At 52.8% G+C, this 25,230-nt stretch carries 33 protein-coding genes; 24 read left to right on the forward strand and 9 right to left on the reverse strand.

Annotated features, from left to right (window positions below; genetic code table 11):
* Positions 1–136: 136 nt before the first annotated feature.
* The 4 genes from psb27 to H6G13_RS11010 all read right to left on the reverse strand — a co-directional run bounded on the left by psb27 (position 137) and on the right by H6G13_RS11010 (position 4,505).
* Positions 137–538, reverse strand: a complete 402-nt coding sequence (psb27, locus tag H6G13_RS10995; protein WP_190483263.1) for a photosystem II protein Psb27 — start codon at positions 536–538, stop codon at positions 137–139.
* Between the two features lie 179 nt (positions 539–717).
* Entirely contained in the window at positions 718–2,472 is a 1,755-nt protein-coding gene (locus tag H6G13_RS11000; protein WP_242028272.1) for a R3H domain-containing nucleic acid-binding protein, read from the reverse strand.
* 117 nt (positions 2,473–2,589) lie between these two features.
* A complete protein-coding gene (locus tag H6G13_RS11005) occupies positions 2,590–3,912 on the reverse strand; it encodes an LdpA C-terminal domain-containing domain (RefSeq protein WP_190483265.1) in 1,323 nt (440 codons plus the stop codon).
* A gap of 116 nt (positions 3,913–4,028) precedes the next feature.
* Positions 4,029–4,505 (reverse strand): NAD(P)H-quinone oxidoreductase subunit N, encoded by a 477-nt coding sequence (locus H6G13_RS11010; protein WP_190483266.1) that lies wholly within the window; start codon positions 4,503–4,505, stop codon positions 4,029–4,031.
* A gap of 563 nt (positions 4,506–5,068) precedes the next feature.
* Here H6G13_RS11010 and rplC point away from each other — a divergent pair.
* The 21 genes from rplC (at position 5,069) to infA (ending at position 16,492) form a co-directional block, all read left to right on the forward strand.
* Entirely contained in the window at positions 5,069–5,704 is a 636-nt protein-coding gene (gene rplC / locus H6G13_RS11015; protein WP_190483267.1) for a 50S ribosomal protein L3, read from the forward strand.
* 73 nt (positions 5,705–5,777) lie between these two features.
* Entirely contained in the window at positions 5,778–6,410 is a 633-nt protein-coding gene (gene rplD / locus H6G13_RS11020; protein WP_190483268.1) for a 50S ribosomal protein L4, read from the forward strand.
* Positions 6,403–6,708, forward strand: a complete 306-nt coding sequence (locus tag H6G13_RS11025) for a 50S ribosomal protein L23 (protein ID WP_190483269.1) — start codon at positions 6,403–6,405, stop codon at positions 6,706–6,708. Before rplD ends, H6G13_RS11025 begins: the two co-directional genes overlap by 8 nt.
* A gap of 78 nt (positions 6,709–6,786) precedes the next feature.
* Entirely contained in the window at positions 6,787–7,650 is an 864-nt protein-coding gene (gene rplB, locus H6G13_RS11030) for a 50S ribosomal protein L2 (protein ID WP_190483270.1), read from the forward strand.
* 62 nt (positions 7,651–7,712) lie between these two features.
* The gene (rpsS, locus tag H6G13_RS11035) at positions 7,713–7,994 is read left to right on the forward strand and encodes a 30S ribosomal protein S19 (RefSeq protein WP_190483271.1); all 282 of its coding nucleotides are present in this window, start codon (positions 7,713–7,715) and stop codon (positions 7,992–7,994) included.
* A 29-nt stretch (positions 7,995–8,023) separates the two neighbouring features.
* Positions 8,024–8,386 (forward strand): 50S ribosomal protein L22, encoded by a 363-nt coding sequence (rplV, locus tag H6G13_RS11040; protein ID WP_190483272.1) that lies wholly within the window; start codon positions 8,024–8,026, stop codon positions 8,384–8,386.
* 62 nt (positions 8,387–8,448) lie between these two features.
* Entirely contained in the window at positions 8,449–9,180 is a 732-nt protein-coding gene (gene rpsC, locus H6G13_RS11045) for a 30S ribosomal protein S3 (protein WP_190483273.1), read from the forward strand.
* Between the two features lie 52 nt (positions 9,181–9,232).
* The gene (gene rplP / locus H6G13_RS11050) at positions 9,233–9,649 is read left to right on the forward strand and encodes a 50S ribosomal protein L16 (protein WP_190483274.1); all 417 of its coding nucleotides are present in this window, start codon (positions 9,233–9,235) and stop codon (positions 9,647–9,649) included.
* A 3-nt stretch (positions 9,650–9,652) separates the two neighbouring features.
* Positions 9,653–9,898, forward strand: a complete 246-nt coding sequence (rpmC, locus tag H6G13_RS11055) for a 50S ribosomal protein L29 (protein ID WP_190483275.1) — start codon at positions 9,653–9,655, stop codon at positions 9,896–9,898.
* 61 nt (positions 9,899–9,959) lie between these two features.
* Positions 9,960–10,211, forward strand: coding sequence for a 30S ribosomal protein S17 (gene rpsQ, locus H6G13_RS11060; RefSeq protein WP_190483276.1), 252 nt, complete (start codon positions 9,960–9,962; stop codon positions 10,209–10,211).
* Between the two features lie 18 nt (positions 10,212–10,229).
* On the forward strand, positions 10,230–10,595 hold the full coding sequence (rplN, locus tag H6G13_RS11065; protein ID WP_190483277.1) for a 50S ribosomal protein L14: 366 nt from the start codon (positions 10,230–10,232) through the stop codon (positions 10,593–10,595).
* Complete coding sequence (rplX, locus tag H6G13_RS11070) at positions 10,595–10,942, forward strand: 50S ribosomal protein L24 (protein ID WP_347277465.1); 348 nt, start codon at positions 10,595–10,597, stop codon at positions 10,940–10,942. The genes rplN and rplX overlap by 1 nt, the downstream gene beginning before the upstream one ends.
* A gap of 89 nt (positions 10,943–11,031) precedes the next feature.
* Positions 11,032–11,577 (forward strand): 50S ribosomal protein L5, encoded by a 546-nt coding sequence (gene rplE / locus H6G13_RS11075; RefSeq protein ID WP_190483278.1) that lies wholly within the window; start codon positions 11,032–11,034, stop codon positions 11,575–11,577.
* Positions 11,578–11,603: 26 nt separating this feature from the next.
* Entirely contained in the window at positions 11,604–12,005 is a 402-nt protein-coding gene (rpsH, locus tag H6G13_RS11080; protein ID WP_190483279.1) for a 30S ribosomal protein S8, read from the forward strand.
* A 77-nt stretch (positions 12,006–12,082) separates the two neighbouring features.
* The gene (gene rplF / locus H6G13_RS11085; RefSeq protein ID WP_190483280.1) at positions 12,083–12,622 is read left to right on the forward strand and encodes a 50S ribosomal protein L6; all 540 of its coding nucleotides are present in this window, start codon (positions 12,083–12,085) and stop codon (positions 12,620–12,622) included.
* A gap of 3 nt (positions 12,623–12,625) precedes the next feature.
* Positions 12,626–12,985 carry a 50S ribosomal protein L18 gene (gene rplR, locus H6G13_RS11090; protein ID WP_190483281.1) on the forward strand — a complete coding sequence of 120 codons (360 nt, stop codon included), beginning with the start codon at positions 12,626–12,628 and terminating at the stop codon, positions 12,983–12,985.
* 124 nt (positions 12,986–13,109) lie between these two features.
* Positions 13,110–13,631 carry a 30S ribosomal protein S5 gene (gene rpsE, locus H6G13_RS11095; protein WP_190483282.1) on the forward strand — a complete coding sequence of 174 codons (522 nt, stop codon included), beginning with the start codon at positions 13,110–13,112 and terminating at the stop codon, positions 13,629–13,631.
* A gap of 25 nt (positions 13,632–13,656) precedes the next feature.
* Entirely contained in the window at positions 13,657–14,103 is a 447-nt protein-coding gene (gene rplO / locus H6G13_RS11100) for a 50S ribosomal protein L15 (RefSeq protein WP_190483283.1), read from the forward strand.
* 94 nt (positions 14,104–14,197) lie between these two features.
* Positions 14,198–15,511: a preprotein translocase subunit SecY gene (gene secY, locus H6G13_RS11105; protein WP_190483284.1), complete on the forward strand. Its 1,314-nt coding sequence runs from the start codon at positions 14,198–14,200 to the stop codon at positions 15,509–15,511.
* Positions 15,511–16,065: an adenylate kinase gene (locus H6G13_RS11110; protein ID WP_190483285.1), complete on the forward strand. Its 555-nt coding sequence runs from the start codon at positions 15,511–15,513 to the stop codon at positions 16,063–16,065. The genes secY and H6G13_RS11110 overlap by 1 nt, the downstream gene beginning before the upstream one ends.
* A 202-nt stretch (positions 16,066–16,267) precedes the next feature.
* Positions 16,268–16,492 carry a translation initiation factor IF-1 gene (gene infA / locus H6G13_RS11115; RefSeq protein WP_006276978.1) on the forward strand — a complete coding sequence of 75 codons (225 nt, stop codon included), beginning with the start codon at positions 16,268–16,270 and terminating at the stop codon, positions 16,490–16,492.
* 13 nt (positions 16,493–16,505) lie between these two features.
* On the opposite strand, the gene H6G13_RS11120 is transcribed toward infA, so the two are convergent.
* The 3 genes from H6G13_RS11120 to H6G13_RS11130 are packed head-to-tail and all read right to left on the reverse strand — an operon-like array spanning position 16,506 to position 19,852.
* Positions 16,506–17,555 (reverse strand): DUF1611 domain-containing protein, encoded by a 1,050-nt coding sequence (locus tag H6G13_RS11120; protein WP_190483286.1) that lies wholly within the window; start codon positions 17,553–17,555, stop codon positions 16,506–16,508.
* Positions 17,542–18,594 carry a dipeptide epimerase gene (locus H6G13_RS11125; protein ID WP_190483287.1) on the reverse strand — a complete coding sequence of 351 codons (1,053 nt, stop codon included), beginning with the start codon at positions 18,592–18,594 and terminating at the stop codon, positions 17,542–17,544. Before H6G13_RS11125 ends, H6G13_RS11120 begins: the two co-directional genes overlap by 14 nt.
* A 19-nt stretch (positions 18,595–18,613) precedes the next feature.
* A complete protein-coding gene (locus tag H6G13_RS11130) occupies positions 18,614–19,852 on the reverse strand; it encodes a VWA domain-containing protein (RefSeq protein ID WP_190483288.1) in 1,239 nt (412 codons plus the stop codon).
* 291 nt (positions 19,853–20,143) lie between these two features.
* On the opposite strand from H6G13_RS11130, the gene H6G13_RS11135 reads away from it, so the two are divergent.
* From H6G13_RS11135 to H6G13_RS11145, 3 genes are all read left to right on the forward strand, one after another.
* Entirely contained in the window at positions 20,144–20,830 is a 687-nt protein-coding gene (locus H6G13_RS11135; RefSeq protein WP_190483289.1) for an ATP-dependent Clp protease proteolytic subunit, read from the forward strand.
* A gap of 67 nt (positions 20,831–20,897) precedes the next feature.
* Positions 20,898–21,527, forward strand: a complete 630-nt coding sequence (locus H6G13_RS11140; RefSeq protein ID WP_190483290.1) for an ATP-dependent Clp protease proteolytic subunit — start codon at positions 20,898–20,900, stop codon at positions 21,525–21,527.
* A 100-nt stretch (positions 21,528–21,627) separates the two neighbouring features.
* Positions 21,628–22,278: a DnaJ domain-containing protein gene (locus H6G13_RS11145; protein WP_190483291.1), complete on the forward strand. Its 651-nt coding sequence runs from the start codon at positions 21,628–21,630 to the stop codon at positions 22,276–22,278.
* A gap of 22 nt (positions 22,279–22,300) precedes the next feature.
* On the opposite strand, the gene H6G13_RS11150 is transcribed toward H6G13_RS11145, so the two are convergent.
* Both H6G13_RS11150 and H6G13_RS11155 read right to left on the reverse strand, forming a co-directional pair.
* The gene (locus H6G13_RS11150) at positions 22,301–23,383 is read right to left on the reverse strand and encodes a glycosyltransferase family 4 protein (RefSeq protein ID WP_190483292.1); all 1,083 of its coding nucleotides are present in this window, start codon (positions 23,381–23,383) and stop codon (positions 22,301–22,303) included.
* Between the two features lie 14 nt (positions 23,384–23,397).
* Entirely contained in the window at positions 23,398–24,861 is a 1,464-nt protein-coding gene (locus H6G13_RS11155) for a peptidoglycan-binding protein (protein WP_190483293.1), read from the reverse strand.
* Between the last annotated feature and the right edge of the window lie 369 nt (positions 24,862–25,230).

A 25,230-nucleotide genomic window follows, 5' to 3' on the forward strand; every position in this document is an offset into this window, starting at 1 on the left:
TCTGACAGCGGGTGTAGATAAGAGTCCGATGTGTTAACAGGAGCTAGACAACTTCCCTTTAAAGCTGATTTGCTGCGGCAATTAATTGCCGCAGCAAATGAAGAATGGGCTGATTTAGCCTCAATGCCAGTTTCCGTTAGGCTTCTCGCCTCAGGGCTGATTCTACTTGCTTAAACTCTTGTTCAACGCGCTTCTTCAGCTTTTCGGGGAGGGGGCGATTGGGGTAGGAACTATAGTGACCAGCGATTGCATTGAGCGCTGTGCGCATGGTCGTGAAGGAACTGAGGTTGCCTACAGCGGGGTCTCGCCGATAGCGGGAGGCAAAATCATTGATTAGATCTTTGGCTTCAGACTGAGCTGGAGCTTTTGCGGGATCTTCGCTAGGAAGTTCGATGGCGGTTCGAAGGCTGGTGATGACCATCAGCGTGTCCTGCCGGTAGTCGCCGGTCAGTTTACCGCTGGTACCGGTGCTACAGCCAGTCAGCCCAATGACGGCTACCAGCAGCACTGCAAACAGACGAGCGATCAGGGTTTTCATAAACTTCAAGATAGATAGGGATTTTTCGAATGGGGCTGCTTCGTGAAGCTTCTTATACCATCCGCGCTGTGTTCATCTTATTATCTTGAGGTGTGAATCGGCCCAACTCCCCCAGAAAGTGGATTTAGTAGACCATTCACGGGGAAGGGCTGGGCGATTTTACCGTTCAACGGCGTTCCTTAGGCTGGGTATATCCGCAGTCGGCGATTGGGCTCTTCGCCAAAGCTTAAGGACTTCAGCCGATAGTGTTCAGCCAACTCGTGCTGCATTTTACGGATACGGGCAGAGCGGGGCAGCAGCTCTACGGGTTGACCTTTAGGGATGACAATTTGTTCGACTGCCAGTCTTGCTTCTTCTAAGGCTTCTATCTCGTCATCGTTGCCGCTTTGGGCAAAAAGCTCGAGATTGACGGCGGTAGAACTGTCATCTAAATCCAGCAGGTGCTGCAGGGAACGAGTAATCTGAGGAATGCTGTTGGCCTTCACGGCATAGATTGGGATCTGGTGCCTTTTAGCGAACTGTCGCAGCTTGGTGTGGTTTTTGATGTGCGATCGCAATGCCAAGATAGCGTCTGCGTTTTCCAAATCTTTAGTCAAATAAATTGGCAGTGAGAGGGTGCGAACGACATGATCAAGCTGATGCCGACTAATGCCATAGGGGTAGACCTTGACAATGTCTTCTCCATTTTCGCCCAGCAGGGGTTCTTCCCCATAGTTGGCATCTAAAACCGGTAAGGCGTTAGGAGCGCCACCCGGATAGTCCAACAATTCCTGAAACTGTCTGTGCTCGGGCAGCGTAAGCGGGGCCTGTGAGCTGATCAAGGGCTGAGTAGCCGATGGAACGGCCTGAAGTGGAGGACGCATCTGTCCAGAAGCACGCCAACCTGAGCCCGAGCGGGTAGCTGCGCTAGGAGTGCCAGGAGTTGGCAGTTCGTGGGTGATCGTTACCTTGCCCTGACTGTCGGTTGCTCTAACCTGCAGCGTAGGTTGACGGCCTCGTAGGAGATAATCAACGATGTCTGATACATCCTCATGGACAATCCAGCGCTGCCGCTCTAACATCTCCACGGCAATGTCGAACGTAGGAGGGGCTTTTCGCTCTAAAACGCTTTTTTGGCTGCCTCGTCGACGGGCTTCATCATCCCCGAGTGTGACAGACTGAATGCCGCCAATTAAGTCCGACAGTGTAGGGTTCTTAATCAGGTTTTCTAACCGGTTTCCGTGAGCTGTCCCTACCAGCTGTACTCCCCGCTCTGCAATGGTGCGGGCGGCCAGTGCCTCCAGTTCTGTCCCGATCTCATCAATGACGATGACTTCTGGCATATGGTTTTCTACCGCCTCAATCATCACCTGATGCTGCTGCTCCGGACGGGCCACCTGCATACGGCGAGCGCGGCCAATAGCGGGGTGAGGAATATCGCCATCACCAGCGATTTCATTAGAAGTGTCAATGATAACGACCCGCTTTTGCAAGTCGTCAGCCAGTACTCGAGCAATTTCCCGCAGGGCTGTGGTTTTGCCGACGCCTGGACGACCCAGCATCAAGATAGACTTGCCGGTTTCTACTAGGTCTCGAATCAGACCGATAGTGCCCATGACCGCTCTACCAACCCGGCAGGTGAGACCAATAATCTCGCCTGAGCGATTGCGCATAGCGCTGATCCGGTGCAGGGTTTTTTCGATACCGGCCCGGTTATCTCCCCCAAACAGCCCAACTCCCTCAATACAGTGCTGCAGATCAGACTGGGAAACAGGCTCTTCAGACAGATACTCGGCTTGACCTGGAAATCGGGCCTCAGGTCGCCGACCCAGATCTAAGACAACCTCCACTAGCTGACTGCGTTGGGGATGGTTCTCTAAACTGGTTCGAATAGCGCTGGGTAGAATGGCCAACAGTTGGGCCAGATCGTCCGTAACTAAAAGATCTTGGGGCATCGCTTGGGGACTGGAAAGGGAACTTTCAGTCGAAGGGCTGGTCGGTGAAACCGGTTCGCGATTGGGGTTGACCATAAAGGGGAGGTACAGTCATCAAAAAAGCAGGTTGAGCAAGCGTCAAGACGGCAGGGCTAACAGTGCACCGCCAGAACTGGGAGAAAAGTCTTCAGGAAATGGACTAGAGCCTTTGAGCGGGTAGACTAAATCTGCCGCTGCTCGAACTGCAGCCAAAAGTAGTTCGGGGGCATCTTCTAAATACACTGCGTTTGAGTCCATTACTTCTAAGTCTATTGCTTTTGAATCTATTGCTTCTGGCGGTGAGAACGAAGAGAGCAAATTGGGCTTGTCAGATGAAGCTTGCGAGAGAGCCAGGCCAGGGAGACGCCCCAACGCTGCTGTTTCAGGTTGCCGAGTCGCCAGCTTAGATTCTTGAGCGTCAAGCATTTCTAGAATGGGCGAGAGTAGTTTGCGGGCGTAGCTGCCGTAGGCAATGCCCGCAACGGCAGCCGGACGGTGTGTTAATTCAGCTTGGGCAGATGGGTGAACAGCATTGTTGAGCAGCCTAAGGGCCCTGAGCTTTTGCACCGTAGAGCTGTTAGTTCCTCCGGCTAACTGAACATAGCCAGGTAATCCTGCCTGTAAAACTTTTTCGCCAAAACGAACAGCGGCTGCAGTTGCACCTTCGCCGATATCGCCACTCATGGGCCGTCCGTCAGTTTGCCAGATTAACGGCAGAGACAAAGGACTGACAATAGCCCAAAGCCGCCAAAGATATTCAATCACCCCCTCTCCATCAGGACAGCTAATGGCAATCAGCTTGAGGTGCTTAGTCTCTGGTTTAATTGCCTGCCACAACCGTTGAAACTCTTGCTCGCGACCAACTTGAGTATGAATTTCGACTGCATCAACAGCAGGAAATATTTGGGGTGCGATCGCAGCTGGCGTAGATACGTAGGAACGAGCGTAGATCTGCTCGATTGGACAAACGGGCAGGCAGCGGCCACAGCCATAGCAGCGGCTGTCGATCACCCCTGATTGACCCTCGTGTTGCGAGAACACAATAGCTTGGGCTGGACAAACCCGCTCACAGGGACGGCTGCAATCTGTCGGACAGCGTGCTGGATCAAAGGCCGCTTTGCGAAAATGGGGGTCTTCACCATCGTTGAGGCTCACCATTAACCAAGGACCATCGGCTAAGAGGCGAGGCCGGAAAGTCGTTGTGGCAAGGGCGCTAGCAACCCGACGGGCCGCCTGTACGCCTGAGCGAGCCGCAGCAACAATAGCTGGATCGGCCGCTAAATCGATGCAGTCTGCGCCTGCCAAGGTGTACGCCAGCGCTAAATTGCGAATAACAGGCAGGTGGTGATAGCTGGCCCCGCAAATAAGCTTGAACCAGTGTCCCTCTTGTAGCGATGTGAGAGGTGAACGCGGAATAGTCACTCCTTTATGCTAGTGACAATCGGCAGAAATGACGAGCAGCCTGCCTGTGCATCTGCTAGAAACCTCAGTCCCTAGCAGACAAGTTTGGCTGAAATGCCTAGTCTAAACTTATGAAATCAGGCGCTTTGCAGCAGACCACTCAAGGGTTCCCACTTAAATTCCCGACTACCGCCAACCTCTAAAACAATGCGAACTCTAGGTTCTATGCTGGGCAGATTGACTAGATAAGCCAGTTCCTGCTGGGAGAGAACGTGCCCTTCAATCATCCAGACAACCAAGCCCTTAGATTTAACGGGTAGAGCTTCCAGGCGATAGTTCAAAATTGGCGGCACAAAGTACGTGAAGCCTACAGCTGCCTGCTGCCCAATCGTCTTTTTACCCAGGTGGGGCGGACGCACCCCATGTACTTCAGTGAGGTAGGCAGCCAAATCGCCTAGGCCCCGAGCCGTCATATTCATCGATTCATAGCCAGTGGCTCGCAGGCGACGCTGGTAACGTCCCTCAAATCCACCTTCTAGGGGTACACGGACTGCGATCGCACCGACCCTTTCTAGATCCCGAATGAAGGATTTTCCCGTTGCCAGCAAAGCCATAATGTCCTCTCAAGCAATGTTTATTACAAATGATATCGCCTGAGCACCCTTCTCAGAGTTGCCCACTCTGTCCTACTATGTTTTATGTGCGTGCACACATTTTATCTTCTATAGTCTCATTCCTAGTCTTAAAAATATTTATCTGAGCGATGGTGTGAGCAAGGAGCCGCTTCCGGGAGGCAGTAGCTAACACCGTCTCCCGATCGAAATAAAAAGGCTCTGGCAGTAGACACGATACTTATATGTGTGTATGATATTTAATTGTCGCCAAACGGATACTGGACTGCTTGCGGTTCAAGTCTAGGCGATTGGGTGAATCAGTCAGCATAGAAGCTGTTGGCCTGCCCAATCAAGGGCCGACTCTCTGCTCAAGGTTAAGCTGACTTCACTTGGATTTACTGGTGATTTAGCCAATAACCGCACTGGTTTTGAAAGCACGTGTTGCTGAGTAAAACCTGTGCAGTCTTTGTGCGTGTGCATCGTTAGTCTGAGTGTTCGGCACTTTTAGAGTTGTCGTATAGGGCACCCCACATCTGTTGTTGGCATGTAATGGAGACGAGGCTGTGGTAGTCGGTATTCTCGGCACCAAGTTGGGCATGACCCAAGTTTTTGATGAGGCGGGTAATGCGGTTCCTGTGACTGTCATTCAGGCCGGACCCTGCGTAGTGACTCAAGTCAAAACATCTCAGACAGATGGCTACTCGGCCATCCAGGTTGGCTTCAAGAGTGTTCGTGAGAAAGCTCTGACCAAGCCCGAATTAGGGCACTTGGCCAAAGCCGGTAGCGAACCCCTACGCCACCTGCAGGAGTACCGTGTGGACTCTACGGATGGTTTTGAACTGGGACAGTCGCTTACTGCAGACCTGTTTGAGTCTGGGCAGTTAGTAGATGTTGTGGGTGCTAGCATCGGTCGCGGCTTTGCCGGCTATCAGAAGCGTCACAACTTCAGACGGGGTCCGATGGCCCACGGTTCCAAAAATCACCGTTTGCCAGGTTCGACCGGAGCCGGTACTACTCCTGGCCGAGTCTATCCCGGCAAGCGTATGGCAGGTCGCCTGGGTGGTGGCCGCGTGACAATCCGCAAGCTGCAGATTGTCCGAGTCGATGCGGAGCGTAATCTTCTGCTCGTCAAGGGAGCTGTCCCCGGCAAGCCCGGTGGCCTTGTCAGCATTGTCCCCGCAAAGTGGGTAAAAGCCTAAGTCAGCTTTCTAGCGCTTTCTCCATAAGTCATGCTGAAAGCGCAAATCTCAGTAGTTGCAGCAGGAAAGGTCAATGGTCGAGTGTGTCGTAAAAGATTGGGAAGGTCAAGAGACGGGCACAGCTTCCCTAGAGTTAAAAGTAGCTAGTGAAGAAAACGCTGCTCACATTGTTCACCGGGCGCTAGTGCGTCAGTTGGGCAACGCCCGTCAGGGAAATGCCTCCACCAAAACCCGGGCCGAAGTCCGTGGCGGGGGCCGCAAGCCTTGGCGGCAAAAAGGAACGGGTCGCGCTCGAGCAGGCTCTAACCGTTCTCCCCTCTGGCGTGGTGGTGGGGTTATCTTTGGCCCCAAGCCCCGTGATTACAGCGTCAGCATGAACCGTAAGGAGCGTCGGCTGGCCCTAAGAACCGCCTTCTACAGCCGGTCTGAGGATTGGGTAGTGGTTGAAGATTTTGGTGATAAGCTGCCTCAGCCCAAAACCAAAGACCTGCTAAATGCGATCGCTCGGTGGGGTATTTCAGTCGACGCAAAGATCTTGCTGATTGTGTCAGAGCGAAACGAAAACGTTTATCTCTCTGCTCGCAACGTGCCTAATCTGAGAATGATTTCGGCTTCAAACCTCAACATTCACGACCTGCTAACCGCTGACCGTCTGTTGGTTACATCCTCTGCACTCCAGAAAATTCAGGAGGTCTACGGTGACTAAGTTCTCTGACATTCCAACTTTGGCGGACATTATTCGCCGTCCTCTGGTAACCGAAAAAGCAACTCTGCTCCTGGAAAACAATCAGTACACCTTTGAGGTAGATCCTAAGGCAACCAAGCCCCAGATTAAGTCTGCTATCGAAGAACTGTTTGATGTCAGAGTCGTTAGCGTTAACACGCTCATGCCACCTCGTAAGAAGCGTCGTATGGGTCGCTTTATGGGGCATCGGGCTCAGTACAAGCGCGCGGTTGTAACTCTGGCTTCCGGTAGCACAATCACCCTCTTTCCCGACGTCTAGCCCTCCAGTCTTTGGAGTGCCTTATGCTCGTCTCTTGACGTTCGAAATTCTTCAGCAGTATAGCCAACGGTTAGATCAATGGGCATCCGTTCCTATCGGCCATATACTCCGGGAACCCGCGAGCGAACTGTTTCTGAGTTCGCTGAGGTTACTCGCAATGAGCCGGAAAAATCCCTGACCCGCTCTGTTCACCGTCCTAAAGGGCGCAATAACCGAGGCGTGATTACCTGCCGCCATCGCGGTGGTGGACACAAGCGTCTGTACCGGGTAATTGACTTTCATCGTAATAAGCTTAATATCCCTGCCAAAGTGGCTGCGGTCGAGTACGACCCCAACCGCAACGCTCGGATTGCCCTGCTTTATTACCAGGATGGCGAAAAGCGCTACATCCTACATCCAGCAACTCTGGCCGTTGGGGCAACAGTGGTAGCTGGCCCAGATTCTCCTCTGGAGATTGGCAATGCGCTGCCACTTTACAAGATTCCTTTAGGAACTACGGTTCACAACGTGGAACTGGTTCCTGGCAAAGGTGGGCAAATGGTGCGAGCTGCGGGCTCTTCTGCTCAGGTGGTTGCTAAAGAGGGAGATTACGTCACCCTCAAGCTTCCCTCTACAGAAGTTCGTATGGTGCGTCGGGAGTGCTATGCCACCATTGGTCAAGTGGGAAATGCTGATGTTCGCAATATCAGCCTAGGTAAAGCAGGCCGCAAGCGGTGGTCAGGACGTCGCCCTGAAGTTCGAGGCAGCGTTATGAACCCGGTCGACCACCCCCACGGTGGTGGTGAGGGACGCGCTCCTATTGGTCGTTCTGGCCCTGTAACTCCCTGGGGTAAACCCACGCTGGGGTATAAGACTCGGAAGAAGAAGAAAGACAGCGACAAGTTCATTGTGCGTCGCCGTCGTCGAGTCTCCAAGCGCGGTCGGGGTGGACGGAACGCCTAACCAATACTGGTTGGCCTTGCGTTTTGAAAAATAGTCGGATTACTGGGTAGGTTGGCAAAGTCATGTCTCGCTCATTGAAAAAAGGCCCTTTTGTGGCCGATCACTTACTAAAAAAAATCGAAGTCCTCAACTCCAAAGGGGATAAGCAGGTCATTAAGACCTGGTCAAGGGCATCGACCATCCTTCCTCAAATGATTGGTCACACTATCGCCGTTCACAACGGTCGTCAGCATGTGCCTGTCTATGTAACAGAGCAAATGGTTGGTCACAAGCTTGGTGAATTTGCCCCTACCCGGACTTTCCGTGGGCATGCCAAGAGCAGCGATAAGAAAGCCCGTCGATAGGTCGATAGGGATATTAGGAGGAAGAAACGATGGCTGTTGACACCTCTGCCCAGGTAAAGGCAGTTGCCCGATACGTCCGAATGTCACCCCGCAAAGTTCGCCGGGTGCTTGATCAGATTCGCGGTCGAACCTACCGAGATGCCCTGATCATGCTTGAGTTCATGCCCTACAGTGCGTGTGAACCCATTATTAAAGTTTTACGGTCTGCTGTTGCCAATGCTGAGCACAACAACGGAATGGATCCGGTGGGCTTAGTCGTTAGTGAAGCGTATGCCGATGTAGGGCCAACCTTAAAACGGTTCCGCCCTCGAGCTCAGGGACGAGCCTATCAAATTCGAAAGCCGACGTGCCACATTACTATCGCTGTTGCACCGGCACCTGAAACAGAGTAAGCGATTTAACCAGTGACCTTGTCAGCCAGTAGTACGCAGTTTGATTGCAGAGGAAGGAGACCGTGGGACAAAAGATAAATCCAGTTGGCTTTCGCTTGGGGGTCATTCAAGACCACCGCTCACGGTGGTTTGCTGAGGGCAACCACTATCAGGACTTACTTCAGGAAGATTACAAGATCCGTAAGTATGTCCAAAAGAATCTCAACAATGCTGGCATCGCTGATATTCGGATTGAGCGCAAAGCCGACCAAATTGATCTAGAGATCCGCACGGCTCGTCCGGGTGTCGTCGTAGGCCGGGGCGGTACTGGCATTGAATCTCTTCGTGGTGGCCTTCAACAGGCTCTAAAAGACCCAAATCGGCAGATTCGTATCAACGTTGTCGAAGTGGCGCGGGTAGATGCTGATGCTTCCCTAGTGGCTGACTACATTGTTCAGCAGCTGGAGCGGCGGGTTTCCTTCCGGCGGGTTGTGCGTCAGGCAATTCAGAGAGCTCAGCGGGCTGGTGTTGAAGGCATCAAGATTCAGGTTAGCGGTCGTTTGAACGGGGCTGAGATCGCCCGAACCGAATGGACTCGTGAAGGCCGCGTACCGCTGCACACCCTGAGAGCGGATGTCGACTACGCCTATCAAACCGCTCAAACAACCTATGGCGTTTTGGGGATCAAGGTCTGGATCTTCAAAGGTGAAGTAATTCCCGGACAAGAGGAGCAGCCTGCGAATAACGCTGCTCAGCCCCGTCGTCGTCAGCCTCGTCGTCGCCAGCAGTTTGAAGATCGCTCTAACGAGTCTTAGCGGCTGCGTTGATTTCTGTTCCTGTTTGTAGTCAATTCTTGGTAGCTAATCCATGCTGAGTCCTAGACGAACTAAATTTCGCAAACAGCAGCGCGGCCGCATGCGGGGCATGGCCCAACGAGGTAGTTCGCTGAGCTTCGGTGATTTTGCGCTGCAAGCCACAGAACCCTGTTGGCTGACCGCACGTCAAATTGAAGCTGGCCGTCGAGCCATGACCCGCTACATCCGTCGGGGTGGCAAAATTTGGATTCGGGTGTTTCCAGATAAGCCTGTAACCATGCGTGCTGCCGAAACCCGGATGGGTTCGGGTAAAGGTAACCCTGAGTACTGGGTTGCTGTCGTTAAGCCGGGTCGCATCATCTTTGAAATTTCGGGTGTGCCGGAAGCAACGGCTCGGGAAGCGATGCGTCTTGCTTCTTTCAAGCTGCCTTTCAAAACTAAGTTCATTAGCCGTGAGACGGAGGTGTAACCTATGGCGCTACCCAAGATTGCGGATGCCCGAAAGCTAAACGACGAAGAGCTCCTTGACGAAATTGTGGCGACTAAGCGTAGGCTCTTTCAGCTGCGTTTCCAAAAGGCAACCCGTCAACTCGATAAGCAGTTTCATCAGTTCAAGCACGAGCGTCATCGGTTGGCCCAACTGATGACTGTCCAGCGAGAACGACAACTGGCGGCTGTGGCAGAAGAAGCCCAAGCGCCAGCTGCTGTGGCTGAGTAGGTCGGTTCTGGACAGTTCAGTGAAGCAGCATAGCGTGAGTGATTTAGGAGATTAGGTGCTGATGGCGGTTAAAGAAAGGGTTGGCTTAGTCGTTAGCGACAAGATGCAGAAGACAATTGTCGTTGCAGTCGAAAGTCGTCGGCCTCACCCAAAGTACGGCAAGATCGTAGTTCAAACTAAGCGGTATAAAGCCCACGACGAAGAGAACAGTTGTCAAATTGGCGACCGCGTCAAGATTCGTGAAACCCGGCCTCTTAGCCGGACCAAGCGATGGGTTGTTGCAGATATCCTCAGCCGTGCGTCTGAGGCCTAGTGTTGAGGGAAATTCATCGTGATTCAGCAAGAAACTTATCTCAATGTGGCAGATAACAGCGGTGCCCGGAAGCTGATGTGCATTCGGGTGCTGGGAGGCAACCGCCGGTATGCCGGGGTTGGAGATGTCATTATTGCGGTCGTCAAAGACGCAATTCCCAACATGGCGGTTAAAAAGTCAGACGTAGTTCGGGCTGTTGTAGTGCGTACCCGCAAGGGCCTCAGACGCAGTAGCGGTATGAGCATTCGGTTCGATGACAATGCGGCTGTAATCATTAACCAGGACGGTAACCCTCGAGGAACTCGGGTGTTTGGGCCGGTCGCTCGGGAACTGCGGGACAAGAACTTTACTAAAATCGTTTCTCTGGCCCCGGAGGTGCTCTGATGGCAACAAAAGCAAAAACACCTGTGCGTCAGAAGATGCACGTCAAGAAGGGAGACACCGTTCAAATCATTGCCGGCAGGGATAAGGGCAAGGTAGGAGAAATCCTCTTGGTCAATCCCAAAAAGAGTCAGGTTGTGGTTAAGGGTGTCAACATTCGCACCAAGCACGTTAAGCCTCAGCAAGAAGGGGAGTCGGGCCAGATTGTGACCCAGGAAGCTCCCGTTCACAGCTCTAACGTCATGCTCTACTCCGAGAAGCAGAAGGTGGCTAGCCGGGTCGCCTATACCTTCACTGAGGATGGCCGCAAGGTGCGGATGCTCAAGAAGACCGGCGAGATCATCGACTAAGACTAAATTGCTACGTTCAGTTATTGGCTTATCACTGATTTTGTTGAGTCTTCCTGACCAAGCCCAGGAAGCATAAGAGGAAACTAGACATGGCGGATCAACTGAAGACGTTTTACCGCGAAACGGTTGTCCCGAAGCTGATGGATGAGTTTAAGTACACCAACATCCATCAGGTTCCTAAAATCGTTAAGGTTACGGTTAACCGGGGTTTAGGGGAAGCTTCACAAAATGCTAAGGCGTTGGAGTCTTCTTTAACAGAATTGAGTTTGATCACAGGTCAGCGGCCAGTGGTAACTCGGGCCAAGCGTGCGATCGCAGGTTTCAAGCTCCGTCAGGGAATGCCTGTAGGGGTCATGGTAACCCTCAGGTCCGACCGGATGTATGCCTTTTTAAATCGTCTGATTAATCTGGCCCTGCCCCGTATTCGAGATTTTCGAGGCATCAGCGCCAAGAGCTTTGATGGCCGGGGCAACTTCACGCTAGGACTTCGTGAGCAGCTAATCTTCCCAGAAATCGAATACGACAGCATTGAGCAAATTCGAGGGATGGATATCACTATTGTGACGACCGCCCAAACTGATGAGGAAGGTCGGGCTCTGCTCAAGGAATTGGGAATGCCATTCCGGCAAAACTGAGACAGGTTTATTGGATAAAGAGGACTATGGCGGCTAACGACACGATTGCGGACATGCTCACACGCATCCGAAATGCTACCCTGGCGCGGCATCAGACGGTTGAAATTCCTTCAACCAGAATGACCCGTAGTATTGCTCAGGTTCTAAAGGATGAGGGATTTATCGCTGATGTTGCCGAGACCGGCGAAGATATCAAGCGAATGCTGGTAATCTCCTTGAAATATAAGGGGCGGAATCGGCAACCCATTATTCGCAATTTGACGCGGGTGAGCAAGCCGGGACTGCGCGTTTATTCCAACCGTAAGGACCTTCCCAGAGTGCTTGGCGGTATTGGTATTGCCATTATCTCCACCTCCAGCGGCATTATGACCGATCGCGATGCTCGGCGTCAGGGTATTGGCGGAGAAGTCCTCTGCTATGTCTGGTAATTCAGCCTTGAATTGCCGTCACTTATCCAGCGAGGTCTCATTTACTATTCAGCGCCGTCATTAGGAGTATTGAAATCATGTCTCGCATTGGCAAGCGACCTATTCCCATCCCCTCAAAGGTAACCGTTAACATCGATGGGCAAGCTGTTAACGTGAAGGGACCGAAAGGAGAGCTATCTCGTACATTGCCCGCTGAGGTCGTGATCGAGCAGGAGGGAGATACCCTTCTGGTTAAGCGTCGTGATGAATCTCGTGCGGCGCGTGAACGTCATGGTCTCTGCCGTACCCTGATCGCCAACATGGTTGAAGGGGTTTCCCAGGGATTTCAGAAGCGTCTGGAGATTCAAGGCGTAGGTTACCGAGCGCAAGTTCAGGGCAGAACTCTAAACCTCAGCCTAGGGTTTAGCCATCCGGTCAAGTTCGACCCCCCCCCAGGGATTGATTTTGTTGTTGAGAATAACACCAATGTCGTCATTAGCGGCATTGATAAAGAAATAGTTGGCAACATTGCTGCCAGCATTCGGGCGACCCGTCCCCCAGAACCTTACAAGGGCAAAGGGGTACGATACGCTGGCGAGTATGTCCGCCGAAAAGCTGGTAAGGCAGGGAAGAAGTAAATCATGAAGGCAAGTCGTAAAGAACTCACACGTCGTCGCCACGCTCGCATTCGTCGGCGGGTCACGGGTACCACTGATAGACCCCGGTTGGCAATTTTCCGATCCAACCAACACATCTACGCTCAAATTATTGATGACTCCAATCATCATACGCTAGTAGCCGCGTCGACTTTAGACGCCGATCTCCGGCAGGACAAGGCAGGGGCAACTAAAGATGCCTCTGCCCAGGTCGGTAAACTTGTTGCTGAACGGGCATTGGCACAAGGCATTAGCCAGGTAGTGTTTGACCGAGGAGGGAACCTGTACCACGGTCGCGTTGCCGCTCTCGCTGATGCTGCTAGAGAGGCGGGTCTTACTTTCTAGGTTCTACTCCTAGAGAGTTTCTCCCAATCTGCACTTTCAACTGTGGCTGTTTGAACTGTGAGTGTTGTACGGGCGCTGCCTAGTCAGCTCACCCGGTTAGGTTAGACGAAAATTAGGCAAGAGTATGGCAAACCGTAAAAAAGAATCCCGCAACCGGGAAAAAAAGACTGACTGGCAGGAACGGGTTGTACAGATCCGCCGGGTTACCAAGGTTGTCAAAGGGGGCAAAAAGCTCAGCTTCCGAGCCATTGTGGTGGTTGGCAACGAACGCGGCCAGGTGGGCGTGGGCGTGGGTAAAGCGGGAGATGTCATCGGCGCAGTAAAAAAAGGGGTCGCTGACGGTAAGAAACATCTCGTCGATGTTCCCTTGACCAAGGCAAACTCTATTCCCCACCCCACTACTGGCCAAGGGGGCGGAGCTAAAGTATTCATGCGGCCTGCTGCTCCTGGTACCGGGGTAATTGCTGGGGGCGCTGTGCGAACTGTTCTTGAGCTTGCAGGAGTGCGGAACATTCTGGCCAAGCAGCTAGGATCCAACAATCCTCTCAACAATGCTCGGGCTGCGGCTGATGCACTCGCCTCTTTACGGACCTTTGCTGAAGTCGCTGAAGAGCGTGATATTCCCGTCGAAAACCTCTATGTCTAGAGCTTGTTAACAGGAGTCGATAGTTATGAGACTGAATGACGCTCGACCCAAAGAGGGGTCTAAGCATCGCCGCCGCCGAATCGGTAGAGGAATTTCGGCAGGTCAAGGCGCTAGCGGTGGTTTTGGTATGCGGGGTCAAAAGTCCCGTTCTGGACGGGGAACTCGGCCTGGTTTTGAGGGAGGACAGATGCCTCTCTACCGTCGTGTGCCCAAGCTGAAGCACTTTCCTCTGGTTAACTCCAAAGTCTTTACGGTCGTCAATGTCAAAAAGCTGGCTGATTTGCCCGCTGGCACGGAAGTCAACTTAGCCTCCCTGATGAAGGCTGGCATTGTGACTGCCAATGACGGTCCGCTTAAGATTCTAGGAGATGGAGAAATTTCTGTGGCGCTTACAGTGCAAGCTGCCGCCTTTACCCAATCAGCTAAGGCTAAGATTGAAGAGGCAGGGGGAAGCTGCGAAGTTGTTGCTTAGCAGGTCTACCACTGTCATTGAATCCTGACTTGTTTTGCCGCAAGTTGCAGGTATGGAGTATTCCAGTCGGTTAGCGAGGCTGAGGGAGCAGTGAATGGTTGTTAGTCGTGGCAAAAATCCAAGTGCTCAAGAGACTTTTGTACAGATGGCGCAAGCCGCTGGGCTAAGAAGTCGCTTGTTGCTCACAGTGGGTCTGTTGATCCTGGTTCGGTTGGGAATTTTTATTCCCATGCCGGGGATCGATAGGTTAGCTTTTTCTGAAGCCATCAGAGGCGGCAACCTGGGGGGTGTCGTTGGGTTTGTAGACATTTTTGTAGGCGGTGGTCTGTCCGCTCTGGGTATTTTTGCTCTGGGCATTTTGCCTTACATTAACGCCTCCATCATCATGCAGCTGCTGACAGCGGCTATTCCATCCCTAGAGGATTTGCAGAAGAATGAGGGAGAAGCAGGACGGCGGAAGATTTCGCAGATTACTCGCTATGTCGCCCTGGGTTGGGCAATTCTGCAGAGCACGCTTCTATCTAGCTTTCTGCTGGCTCAATTTGCGCAGCAGCCAGGACTGTTCTTCATTATTCAGACTGTAATCGCCCTGACCGCCGGCTCCATGTTTGTGATGTGGGTGGGAGAGCTGATTACTGAGCGGGGGGTAGGTAACGGCGCGTCCTTGCTGATTTTTCTGAATATTGTTTCTACGCTGCCTCGTTCCCTTGGGCAAACGATCGAGCTGGCTCAAAGTGGCGATCGCAACTTGGTCGGTGGCATTGTTGCGCTGCTGCTCGTTTTTCTGGCGATGATCGTGGGGATTGTCTTCGTTCAAGAAGGAACACGGCGAATTCCTATTATCTCTGCTCGCCGTCAGGTGGGTCGGAAACTCTATTTGGAGCAGAGCAACTATCTGCCCCTGCGGCTTAACCAGGGCGGGGTGATGCCGATCATTTTTGCCTCTGCTGTTCTTGTGTTGCCGCTATCGCTGACCCAGTTCATCCGCAATCCTGAGATCAACCAGTTTGTGGCGGCCAACTTCCGGCCAACCTCATGGCTGTACGTCAGTCTCTACCTGGTTCTTATTGTTTTCTTTAGCTTCTTCTACTCCTCCCTCATCATCAATCCAGAAGATCTTTCTCGGAACTTGAAAAAGATGGGGGCAAGTATTCCTGGAATCCGCCCTGGCAAAGCGACCAGTGACTATATCGGCAAGGTTCTGAATCGACTGACTTTCCTGGGAGCTATTTTCCTAGGTTTGGTTGCAGTAATTCCTAGTGCAGTTGAAAGTCTGACTCGCGTACCAACATTCAATGGTTTAGGGGCAACTTCTCTACTTATTTTGGTGGGTGTGGCCATTGACACCGCTAAACAGGTTCAGACCTATGTGATTTCCCAGCGTTACGAAGGGATGGTGAAGCAGTAGTGACTCGATTGATTTTTCTGGGACCCCCAGGCGCTGGCAAAGGCACACAGGCAGCAGCCCTCGTCAATCTTTTTCTAGTTCCTCACATTTCTACAGGAGATATTCTCAGGACTGCTGTGGCTGAGAAGACTGAACTGGGTCAGAAAGCTGAGACCTACATGAATGCGGGTGAACTGGTGCCTGACGATCTTATGTTGGGCCTGATTCGAGAGCGTCTAAACCAGGAGGATGCTCAGTCAGGCTGGATCTTGGATGGGTTTCCCCGAAATGTCGCTCAAGCTGAGTTTTTAGACTACTTGCTAGCTGATATCCATCAGCCCTATGACTTTGTGGTTAACCTAGACGTTCCAGACGAGGTTATCTTGGCTCGCTTACAGAAACGCGGTCGCCAAGATGATAATGAGTCTGTGATCCGCCATCGGTTAGATGTTTACCGCAGCCAGACCTCGCCCTTAATTGAGTTTTACCGAAGCCGGCAAAAGTTGATTTCCATTAATGGTAATCAACCAATGGAAACGGTAACGAGCGATTTAAAGCAGCTAGTTAGCATTTAGGCAATTAGCAAAGCTACGTGGCGGGTAGGTGAGATGTACTGAGGCTCCCTACCCGCTTCTCGGTGGGCAACACCTCTCAAGCTTTTGCTAATCTTAAAGAAGAGCTTTACACGTGTGTTTGTATTTGGGGCGGCTTTTCTGGCTTAGTGCTATAAAGACTAGGCCCCTTCTGAAAGAAAAATTGTAGTGAGGAAATTATCGTTTGTCTAAGCAAGATTTGATTGAAATGGAGGGTACCGTGACGGAATCCCTACCTAATGCAATGTTTCGAGTGGACTTGGATAATGGGTTTAACGTACTAGCCCATATTTCTGGCAAAATTCGCCGCAACTACATCAAGATTCTGCCGGGAGATCGGGTGAAAGTAGAACTCACTCCCTACGATCTTACTAAGGGCCGGATTACTTATCGTTTGCGGAAGAAATAATTGGCAGCTTAATCTAGGGTTTGTCAGCCAGAACTGCATCTAGCAGCAAATCGGCACCTAATCTTACGACGTCGGTTGTCGGCAGCTGAGTTATTTCCTGGGTTTCTGCAATTGCTCTTTTAGCATCGGCATCATCTAAATGCCCAGTATTTAAGGCGATGCCGACTATTTTGGTATTTGCAAAAGCACCCCCAGCAGTGGCAACTGCTTCATAGAGGGAGATTACCTCTGGCAGGGGAGGAATGGGAACCTCAGGGAAATTTTGAATGTGGTTTTGCCCAGCCCGGTGAACCAGAATTAGATGGGTCGGTTGGGATCCTCTTAGCAAGGGCAGTGTTGCGGTTGAGGCGGGATTTAGCAGCGACCCTTGGCCCTCGATGTAGAGAATGTCTACGTCGTTACCGTAGCGCATAACCTGTTGTTCAACGGCTCCTGAGGCGAAATCAACCCGCACCGCATCTAGGGCGACTCCGTCATCTCCTAGCATTAGGTTGGTTTGCCCTGTGGCAATCACCTTCGAGCGGAGACCGCGGTTTAGGCTGGCTCGATGCAGTTCTAAGTTCGCAGACATCTTGCCGACAGACATGTCTGTGCCGACCGCTAGCACTCTTTTGCACGAGAGCCCCCGGGCTTGCCCTGTTCCTACGGTCAGACCGGGGGGCTCTCGACGAACATCCCAGATCCACTGATGAGGCTGCAGCTGACTCTTTAAAGCGGGATCTTCGGCCATTGCCGTATGCAGCCCGTTGACTAGACTCAGTCCGGCTGCAATGGACTGCTTCACTTCCTCGTACCAGGCTTCAGGTAGGCCTCCGCCTGAAGGGGCTATGCCGATAGCCAGTACGTCAGGGGAGTAGCTCAAGGCGTCTTTAACGGAGGCGACAATGGGAACGTCTCTGTTGATTTTGGTCAGTTGAGGTAGGGATTGTCCGGCGCACGTATAGTCAATAACGGCCACTATCGGTATGGCGCTATAGCGCAGCATGGCTAAACCCGTTTTGCCCCGATTGCTGGTGGTGCCCTCATGCATTAGAAGGGCAATCCGATTATCAGTGCTTAGCATGGTAGCTCAGTCCTAATCCGGGGGCGCGGTTGGGTAGGAGGTGTCCGTCTTGGAAGCTGGCCCCGCTGAAGGGGTCGTTTACGAGGTTGAGATGGCTATCGAGATCTAAATGAGTGGCCAGGGATGAAAGGTGTGCCAGAGCTGTGTTTGAAAGGCTGCTGTCGGAGTAGCAACCGAACATGACCTGAAGACCGCAGGCGTGAGCCGTATGGATCATGCGATAGGCTTCGCTGAGTCCGCCTGATTTCATGAGCTTAATATTGATGCCGTGAACCCGATCTGCTAAGGGTGGAATGTCGCGGCTGGTGAAGCAGCTTTCATCGACAAAGATGGGCAGGGAGGATTTTTCGTAAAGGATCGCTAGCTCGGCTGCCCGATCTACAGGCAGGGGCTGTTCTAAATAGGTAACGCCTTTGTGGGCGAGCCATGTGCTCATAGTTAGGGCGTCACTAAGCGACCATCCTCCGTTGGCATCTACGCTGAGTTGGGTGTGGGCAGGCAGCTTTTCTAGAATGGCGATAATCATTGCTTGATCAGCATCGATCCCCTCAGGGCTGCCTAGTTTGACTTTAACTGCCTGGAAAGGCCCCTGCTGTAGCCAATCCTGCAGTCGTTGTTGGGCGGCAGTCGGTGAACTGATCCCGATGGTGACTGAGATTGGGGCAGCGGGCTGGCACGCCAGTCCCCAGATCTGCCAGAGAGGCATTGCCGTTTGTTTGCCTAACCAGTCGTGCAGCGCAACATCTATAGCGGCTCGAACGGGCGAACTGGTCCGAAGCTGGTCTAGATGGCGGTGGATGGCTTGGCGATCGAGGGGATGGTAGGGAGTTAGCTCTGGGCTGAGGTTGGTTAGCTCGGCTGCGATCGCATCTGTCATAAAACTCAAAGAGCCGATGGAAAAGGGCGTGGCCTCGCCCCAGCCCTCTAGGCCATCTTGCTCAATTTGCACCCAAAAGTTGGTGGACTGGCTGTGGGTGCCTCGGCTAATCGTCAGAGGAACCCGCTTCTTGACGGTGAACGGGCGAAAGGTCAAGCGCATGGATTCTGGCGAAGAAGATTTAGTGGAGCACAGTTTTGGAAACGATTCGGGTTTGCTTGCGATCTCGCTCTGTCAAGTCCTGCCCCGACTGAAGTCGGGTGGCGTTGTCCTGCAGGACAGTCGCGGCCTTGGTGTCTCCCATCTGCAGAGCTGTTTTAGCGGCCGACTGGAGTAGCGTTACGGCTCCCTGGCGATCCCCTAGCTGGAGCTTTTGCTCGGCAATCTGAGTTTGGCGGTACTTAGCCAGCGCCAAAACATGCCGCTGCACCTGAGAATCGGGCTGAGGTTGATAAACCGACTGCCCTGTAGCCGTCACCGTAACTAAATCTGAAAGGATGGCGGCACCGCTCTGCAAGGGATCGTCGTACTGTACCTGGGCCTGCAAAATCGGGTAAGTACCGGCAGGCTGCCGTCCAATATAGAGATTTGCCAGCACAATGCGAGGTACCTCAACCATCAGATCCCCCAGGCGCACACTGACCTGACTAGCCTCCTGAATGGTGGTTAGTTCAACGGTTTCGGGCGCGACCTGAGCAATTGGCTTGAGTTCGGCTAGCCGCACCCCTGGCAGCAGATTAAAGATGAGATGGGCATTGGTCAGGCTGACGGACTGGATGCGGGTGAACAGACGGCTAAATTCTGCGATCGCATCCTCAGGCTCCTGAATATAGGAGAGGCTGCCGCCACCAGCATCTGCGATCCGCTCTAGCATGTCCTGGTTCCAATGGTCGCCAAAACCCAAAGTGCTGAGCGTCAAATTATAGTCGGCTGCCAAATGAGCCAGTTTGAGGCATCGCTCGTTATCCCCGTGTTCATTTTCTCCATCAGTGAGGAGAAAAACTTGGGAAATGCTGCCCTCTCTGCCTTTAGCAACTTCCTCAATGCCAAATTTAAGACCTTCATCAATGGCCGTTCCGCCGCTGGCCCGAATGCCTTTAATTTTCTGCTTGATGTTGTCTGGGGATAGAACTGGCTGCTGGGGTACCAGCACCTTGGCCTGGTGATCAAACAGCACAATCGTCAGCCGATCCTCAGGTGTGAGGCTATCGACAATTCGGCAGGCCGCCTGCTGCACAGTTTTGAGCGGCTGTCCGGCCATCGATCCACTGTGATCAAGAACCAAACAGAGATTAAGAGGGACATTAGCACTGCGGCCCTCGGGTAAGGCAGCCACCGAAACAGCTAGCTGCCGTTGGCTGCTGGCCTGGGTGAGGTCAAGGTGGGAATCGCTTAGTACACACTGCAGGTCAACTTTCAATACCTGCTCTCCTTTCGTTGGACAAAGCCTAACGGATAAAGTTCAACTGGACAAAGTCGAAACCACACTGAATCAAAGGGCCAGCAAATAGGATAAACCCAGTAAAGCGGCCTCTATATCTAGATTAGGGGGGTTTTCTAAGGGGCGGGAGATTCCGCAAGAATTTCTTAGGAAGGCTTCACAAAGCGTAGACTCTGCTGGGTGGGGATATCCGCCAATCCTAGTAACTGGCAACTCCAGTCCACACGTTACACTGTAAAAAAGCGCCACCTGCGTAGGCACAAGGGTTCTATGAGTTCAGTGATTAAAGCAGTGCAAACACCTTATTACGGCGATGCTTACTACCGCACGCCGCCGCCTGACCTCCCTTCTCTTTTGTTGAAGGAGAGAATTGTCTACCTGGGGTTGCCGCTCTTTTCCTCAGACGACGTCAAGCAGCAGGTGGGCATTGATGTGACTGAGCTAATTATTGCTCAGCTACTCTTTCTGCAGTTTGACGATCCCGACAAGCCAATTTATTTCTATATCAACTCGACGGGAACGTCTTGGCACGACGGCAATATGATCGGCTACGATACCGAAGCCTTTGCGATTTGCGACACGATCAGCTACATCAAGCCACCAGTTCACACCATCTGTATTGGTCAGGCAATGGGAACGGCAGCTGTAATCTTGTCGGCGGGTACCAAGGGATTTAGGGCCAGTTTGCCCCATGCTCGCATTGTTTTGAATCAAGCCCGTAGCGGTGCTCAGGGACAGGCCACTGACATCGACATTCGGGCTAAAGAGGTTCTCCTCAATAAGCGGTCCATGATGGAAATCCTAGCCAGAAACACCGACAAACCGGTGGAGAAAGTCATGAAAGACTCCGATCGGATGTTCTACATGAACCCAGCGGAGGCAAAGGAATACGGCATTATTGACCGAGTACTTGAGAGCCGCAAAGACCTGCCCAAAATTCCGGCTGGAATCAGCTAGGCGTTGCAGCAATCTGCTACTTCAGCCTGTTTTCTATCGTCAACCAACCTGCGTTTGAGAAAAAGCTATGCCCATCGGCACTCCTAAAGTTCCCTATCGTTTACCGGGTAGCCAATATACCCAGTGGATTGATATCTATACCCGCCTTAACCAGGAAAGAATTGTCTTTCTGGGCCAGGAGGTTACAGACTCGCTAGCCAACTCGATCGTGGCCGCTATGCTGTACCTGGATTCAGAAGACAACAGCAAACCAATCTATCTCTATATCAACTCCCCAGGCGGTTCTGTGACGGCTGGCATGGCAATTTACGACACCATGCAGTACATCAAGTCCGACGTGGTCACTATCTGCGTGGGTCTAGCTGCCTCTATGGGAGCATTCTTGCTGTCAGCGGGCACTGCCGGTAAGCGGTTGGCCCTGCCCCATGCGCGGATTATGATTCACCAGCCGCTAGGAGGTACGGGGCGTCAGCGCCTACAGGCGACAGACATCGCCATTGAAGCTAAAGAGATCCTGCGGGTTCGGCAAGAGCTCAATGAAATGATGGCCAGCCATACGGGCAAGACGATCCAGCAAATTGAGAAAGACACTGACCGAGACTACTTTATGTCGGCCCAAGAGGCGATGGAGTATGGTCTGATCGACCGGGTGATCGAGGAGCGAAGCCAGGAAGTAGCGGTGGCTGCAACCGTTTAACCCTGTCCTCAGGAATTCTTAACGGATTCTCTGGTCAAGTTATTAAATAAGTCATCAAATTAGTGGCAGAATTCAAAGCAATTCTGCCACTTTGCTATCCATGAGTCTTGCGGATCATTATCGGGTGCTGGGGTTAAGAAGTGGGGCAGCTTTTACTGAGGTCAAAGTTGCTTATCGTCGCCTAGCGCGGCGCTACCACCCAGACGTCAATCCTAGCGACCAGCGGGCTAAGGATAAGTTTATTCAGGTGACGCAAGCCTATCAGGCTTTGGCGGAACTAGCTGCACCGGAGATTGCCTTGCCTCCGGCTGCGGTGTCCGTCGCATCGCCTGAGGTCAGTTCGGCGGGGAGTTCACAAGAGAGCGCTAATGCCCAGCCTGCTGCTCAACCCCCTGACTTGATTCCTCGGGTCCAGGTTAACCCGAAGCTATCTCAGGTAGACCAGCTCCTCAAGCAGCAGCTTTATGAGCAGCTGCAGCAATTCCTCCAGACGCAGCGCTTGCCGCGGGCGATCGCACTGGTCGAGGGTCTTTCCCAACGCTTTCCTCAGGACTTAGAGGTGCGGCAATGGCAGGCTATTACCTACCAGCGCTGGGGCCGTCATCTGATGGAGCAGCAGGAATGGGATAAGGCCGAGCGATACCTACAAAAAGCCCTGCGTACTGACCCCCACAACAAGTCTCTGTGGCGGGCAGTGAGCCAGAACCTGCAGGCCCTTAAACAGGCACGGGGGCAGGTGCCTCAGGCTTGAGTCTGGGCGGTACTGAGGATAGCTAGCGAGTGCTCAGCACCTCAGAGAACCATTGCTCAAATCGATCGCCTAGCGCATCGAGAGAATACTCCCTAACCGCCTGTTCACGGCAGGCGCGGCGACTTAGTTCGTCCACTTTTTGCATCGCTTCTACCAGTTCGGCTACACAATCGGGTTCTACCAGCCAGCCGGTTTTACCGGGCTGAACGATCTCTGTCGGCCCGCCTCGGGCATAGGTAATCACCGGCACGCCACAGGCAAGGGCTTCGATCGCCACGTTGCCGAAGGCTTCTACCCAGCGAGGCGTCATTAAGAGGGCCCGGCATTGCCGCAGAACAGCTTGTAGCTCGGCCGTCGGCAGAAAGCCTAGGTACTCAACTGGGGCTTCGGGATAGGTATCTAGAATGCGCTGCCAGTAGACAGTGTCTTCTAACTTGCCGAGAATTTTCAGCGGGATACCGCTAATCTGAGCCGCTGCGACTGCATCTTCTAAGCCTTTTTCTGGCGAGATGCGCCCCATCCAGGCCATCCACGGACCGGGCTGGTCGCAGTATTCGTATAGGTTTAGATCAACGGCGCTGCCCAGAATGCGGCACTGCTGGGCAAAGGAAAAGGTATCTGCCTGGGTGTGGGTGTATACGCCTAGCGTTTTGGGGAACTGCTCGGCGACCTGACCAATAACGGCATCCATCGCATCGCTGAGCGATCCCATACTGATAAAGTGTGCGATCGCACGATCAAAAAACGGCGTCAGATAAAAGGGCAGCCAGTCGTAGGCGAAGTTAACAATCAGGTCGTAGCTAGTCTGGGCCTGGTGGGCGTAGGCGCACATGTTAGCCAGCACAGCGTCGCTTGGCAGGGTAACTGGCGTTTGGCGACCCTGGGTATGGGCGGTGGGCTGTAAGGCTCCAGGCAGCTCAATTAGGGCCGTGTTGTTGACGCTGGAGCCGGTAGGGGCTGCGATCGCAATCCGATGCCCCCGCTTCTGCAGCACCTGGCAGAGATTAGTGAGGGTCAACTCGACTCCGCCTCCCAATCCCGAACCCAGCGGCCCTACAGGTGTCGAAAGAAAGAGCAGGTTGAGTTTGTGACTGGGGTCCACCATGAGTTGAGCGAGGTTTAGGAGGGCAGTGAATGAGAAGTATCCTCTGGCAAAGCCGTCTCCTGGGCTTCCTGAACTACAGGATAGGCAGGGCCAGCTAGCTGGCGAATTCTGCCCAGCTGACTCAGCGCCCATTGAGCAGTTTCTTGAACTTCGCTATCGTGATCCTGAGCTGCTCGGCCCAGCATTTGACTCAGTTGACCGACCAAATCATAGACCCGCATGAGATCTCGGATGGCATTCTTACGAACTTCGGGATTCTCATCCTGCAGCGATAGCGCCAATGCCTGATTCATTGGTTTTAGAGTGCGTACACCAATTTCCGAAAGTGCCGCCAAAATTAGGCTGCGCTCTTTAGAGTCGGCATCAATCATGGTTTCAACTAGGGCAGGCACGGCATTAGAATTTCCTCGCTGGCCCAGTTCCCAAATGGCCTTGCAACGAATTGAGGCATCTGGGCTGTGCAGCGCTTCCACCAGTTCATCACTGATATTGACCCGCGCTAGACGAGTCGTTGCCTCAGCTGCTGATGCCCCATCGACGACGGTACCTGAAACATCTACAACTTGGCTAGAAGTGCTTTCTACCAATCCGTTTTGAACCGATCTAAGTTCACGGGTTTGGCTCTGACGATAATCTGGGCTTGCCTCGGCCTCTGAGGTAGTAAAATCATCCCCTTCAGGCTCTACCTCAGTCTGACCAGCAGCCTTTTTTGAAGCTCGCTGCCAAATGAAAAGCGCTAAGAACACACTGCTGGTTAAAACCATCAATAGGCTTAGCAAGGCTAGTATCCGCCACAGACTTCTGTCTTGGTCACCAGCGCTAGGAGCCGTTGGAGCGGAGCTGGCTGGCTGCTCCAAAGTCGCTGTAGAATCTGCCGCCGAGGCTGGAACCGGTGCCGTCGGGGCTAAGCTGGTAGGTGGTGTACCAGGAGTTTGGCTACTGGTGTTAGCAGGGTTAGTGAGCAGGTTAGCAGAGCTGCTGCCTTCGGGTGCGGGGGCCGAAGCCGTGGCTGAGTTAGCCTCTCCTGCCGAAGGGTTGGGCCAAAGCTGAGGAACCTGCATCTGGGCCCAAGTCTGCCGATCCAAAGTACCGGTTGCGGGTAGATAAGCCTGCTGCTGAAATGCCTCGACTGCACGTCGGGTAGCAGGCCCATAGTTGCCGTCTAGGGCACCCTGGTAGTGGCCAAGCTGCTGTAACTGACGCTGTAGCAACCTGACATTGTCGCTTTGGGTACCCGGAGCAAGCAAGACAGGGTTAGCAACACCAACTGTGCTGGGAGAGTCAGAAGACCCTGCAGGTTCGGCAATGGCCCCATTGCTGCTTTGAGCCAGCAACCTAGGCCAAGCCGCTGTAGCCGCTGCAAGCTGGGGATGATCGGTCGAACTGCTAGCCTCTGCTACTGCTTCAGAAATGACTGAACTGACTACGTTGAAGCTTGTCAAACAGGTGAAAAGAAATACGGTGACGCGCTGGAGCATGCTCAATGTCCCTCAGGTGGGATTTTCCTCTCAACCTATTGACCCTTTTAATGTTGATGACTAATTCTGACATAGCAGGTTTCATCCCTGGCTGAGTTGTCAGCACCTTTGCTTAACCCAGGCTTGCCCGATCAATCGGCACTAATTCTACTCAGAGACAGCCGTTATAGAAAGAATAGCTGTCTCAAGGTTGTCTACCCTAGCTCTACTCGATAGTTTGCCCAGACTGAATAGCTGTCATTAACCAAAAACTAGAACTTCTTTGAGGGGAACCTGGCTTCTGTCGCAAAGCTGTCTGACTGGCTTGACTTTTCCCCAGATCTGCAGATCTGGGGAAAAGAACCTTGACGTGTAGATGTGATGAATGAC

The organism is Pseudanabaena sp. FACHB-2040 (assembly GCF_014696715.1).
Lineage (GTDB): Bacteria > Cyanobacteriota > Cyanobacteriia > Phormidesmidales > Phormidesmidaceae > JACVSF01.

What these genes read in the sequence shown, in the direction of transcription:
- H6G13_RS11145 (WP_190483291.1), top strand. Translation starts at nt 21,628, where the DNA reads ATGAGTCTTGCGGATCATTATCGGGTGCTGGGGTTAAGAAGTGGGGCA.
- rpsS (WP_190483271.1), top strand. Translation starts at nt 7,713, where the DNA reads ATGTCTCGCTCATTGAAAAAAGGCCCTTTTGTGGCCGATCACTTACTA.
- rplO (WP_190483283.1), top strand. Translation starts at nt 13,657, where the DNA reads ATGAGACTGAATGACGCTCGACCCAAAGAGGGGTCTAAGCATCGCCGC.
- rplB (WP_190483270.1), top strand. Translation starts at nt 6,787, where the DNA reads ATGGGCATCCGTTCCTATCGGCCATATACTCCGGGAACCCGCGAGCGA.
- H6G13_RS11150 (WP_190483292.1), bottom strand. Translation starts at nt 23,383, where the DNA reads ATGGTGGACCCCAGTCACAAACTCAACCTGCTCTTTCTTTCGACACCT.
- rpsE (WP_190483282.1), top strand. Translation starts at nt 13,110, where the DNA reads ATGGCAAACCGTAAAAAAGAATCCCGCAACCGGGAAAAAAAGACTGAC.
- H6G13_RS11010 (WP_190483266.1), bottom strand. Translation starts at nt 4,505, where the DNA reads ATGGCTTTGCTGGCAACGGGAAAATCCTTCATTCGGGATCTAGAAAGG.
- secY (WP_190483284.1), top strand. Translation starts at nt 14,198, where the DNA reads ATGGTTGTTAGTCGTGGCAAAAATCCAAGTGCTCAAGAGACTTTTGTA.
- rpsH (WP_190483279.1), top strand. Translation starts at nt 11,604, where the DNA reads ATGGCGGCTAACGACACGATTGCGGACATGCTCACACGCATCCGAAAT.
- H6G13_RS11125 (WP_190483287.1), bottom strand. Translation starts at nt 18,594, where the DNA reads ATGCGCTTGACCTTTCGCCCGTTCACCGTCAAGAAGCGGGTTCCTCTG.
- rplX (WP_347277465.1), top strand. Translation starts at nt 10,595, where the DNA reads ATGGCAACAAAAGCAAAAACACCTGTGCGTCAGAAGATGCACGTCAAG.
- rplF (WP_190483280.1), top strand. Translation starts at nt 12,083, where the DNA reads ATGTCTCGCATTGGCAAGCGACCTATTCCCATCCCCTCAAAGGTAACC.
- rpsQ (WP_190483276.1), top strand. Translation starts at nt 9,960, where the DNA reads ATGGCGGTTAAAGAAAGGGTTGGCTTAGTCGTTAGCGACAAGATGCAG.
- rplV (WP_190483272.1), top strand. Translation starts at nt 8,024, where the DNA reads ATGGCTGTTGACACCTCTGCCCAGGTAAAGGCAGTTGCCCGATACGTC.
- psb27 (WP_190483263.1), bottom strand. Translation starts at nt 538, where the DNA reads ATGAAAACCCTGATCGCTCGTCTGTTTGCAGTGCTGCTGGTAGCCGTC.
- H6G13_RS11140 (WP_190483290.1), top strand. Translation starts at nt 20,898, where the DNA reads ATGCCCATCGGCACTCCTAAAGTTCCCTATCGTTTACCGGGTAGCCAA.
- H6G13_RS11135 (WP_190483289.1), top strand. Translation starts at nt 20,144, where the DNA reads ATGAGTTCAGTGATTAAAGCAGTGCAAACACCTTATTACGGCGATGCT.
- rplR (WP_190483281.1), top strand. Translation starts at nt 12,626, where the DNA reads ATGAAGGCAAGTCGTAAAGAACTCACACGTCGTCGCCACGCTCGCATT.
- rplE (WP_190483278.1), top strand. Translation starts at nt 11,032, where the DNA reads ATGGCGGATCAACTGAAGACGTTTTACCGCGAAACGGTTGTCCCGAAG.
- H6G13_RS11155 (WP_190483293.1), bottom strand. Translation starts at nt 24,861, where the DNA reads ATGCTCCAGCGCGTCACCGTATTTCTTTTCACCTGTTTGACAAGCTTC.
- rplP (WP_190483274.1), top strand. Translation starts at nt 9,233, where the DNA reads ATGCTGAGTCCTAGACGAACTAAATTTCGCAAACAGCAGCGCGGCCGC.
- H6G13_RS11000 (WP_242028272.1), bottom strand. Translation starts at nt 2,472, where the DNA reads ATGCCCCAAGATCTTTTAGTTACGGACGATCTGGCCCAACTGTTGGCC.
- H6G13_RS11120 (WP_190483286.1), bottom strand. Translation starts at nt 17,555, where the DNA reads ATGCTAAGCACTGATAATCGGATTGCCCTTCTAATGCATGAGGGCACC.
- rplD (WP_190483268.1), top strand. Translation starts at nt 5,778, where the DNA reads ATGGTCGAGTGTGTCGTAAAAGATTGGGAAGGTCAAGAGACGGGCACA.
- rpmC (WP_190483275.1), top strand. Translation starts at nt 9,653, where the DNA reads ATGGCGCTACCCAAGATTGCGGATGCCCGAAAGCTAAACGACGAAGAG.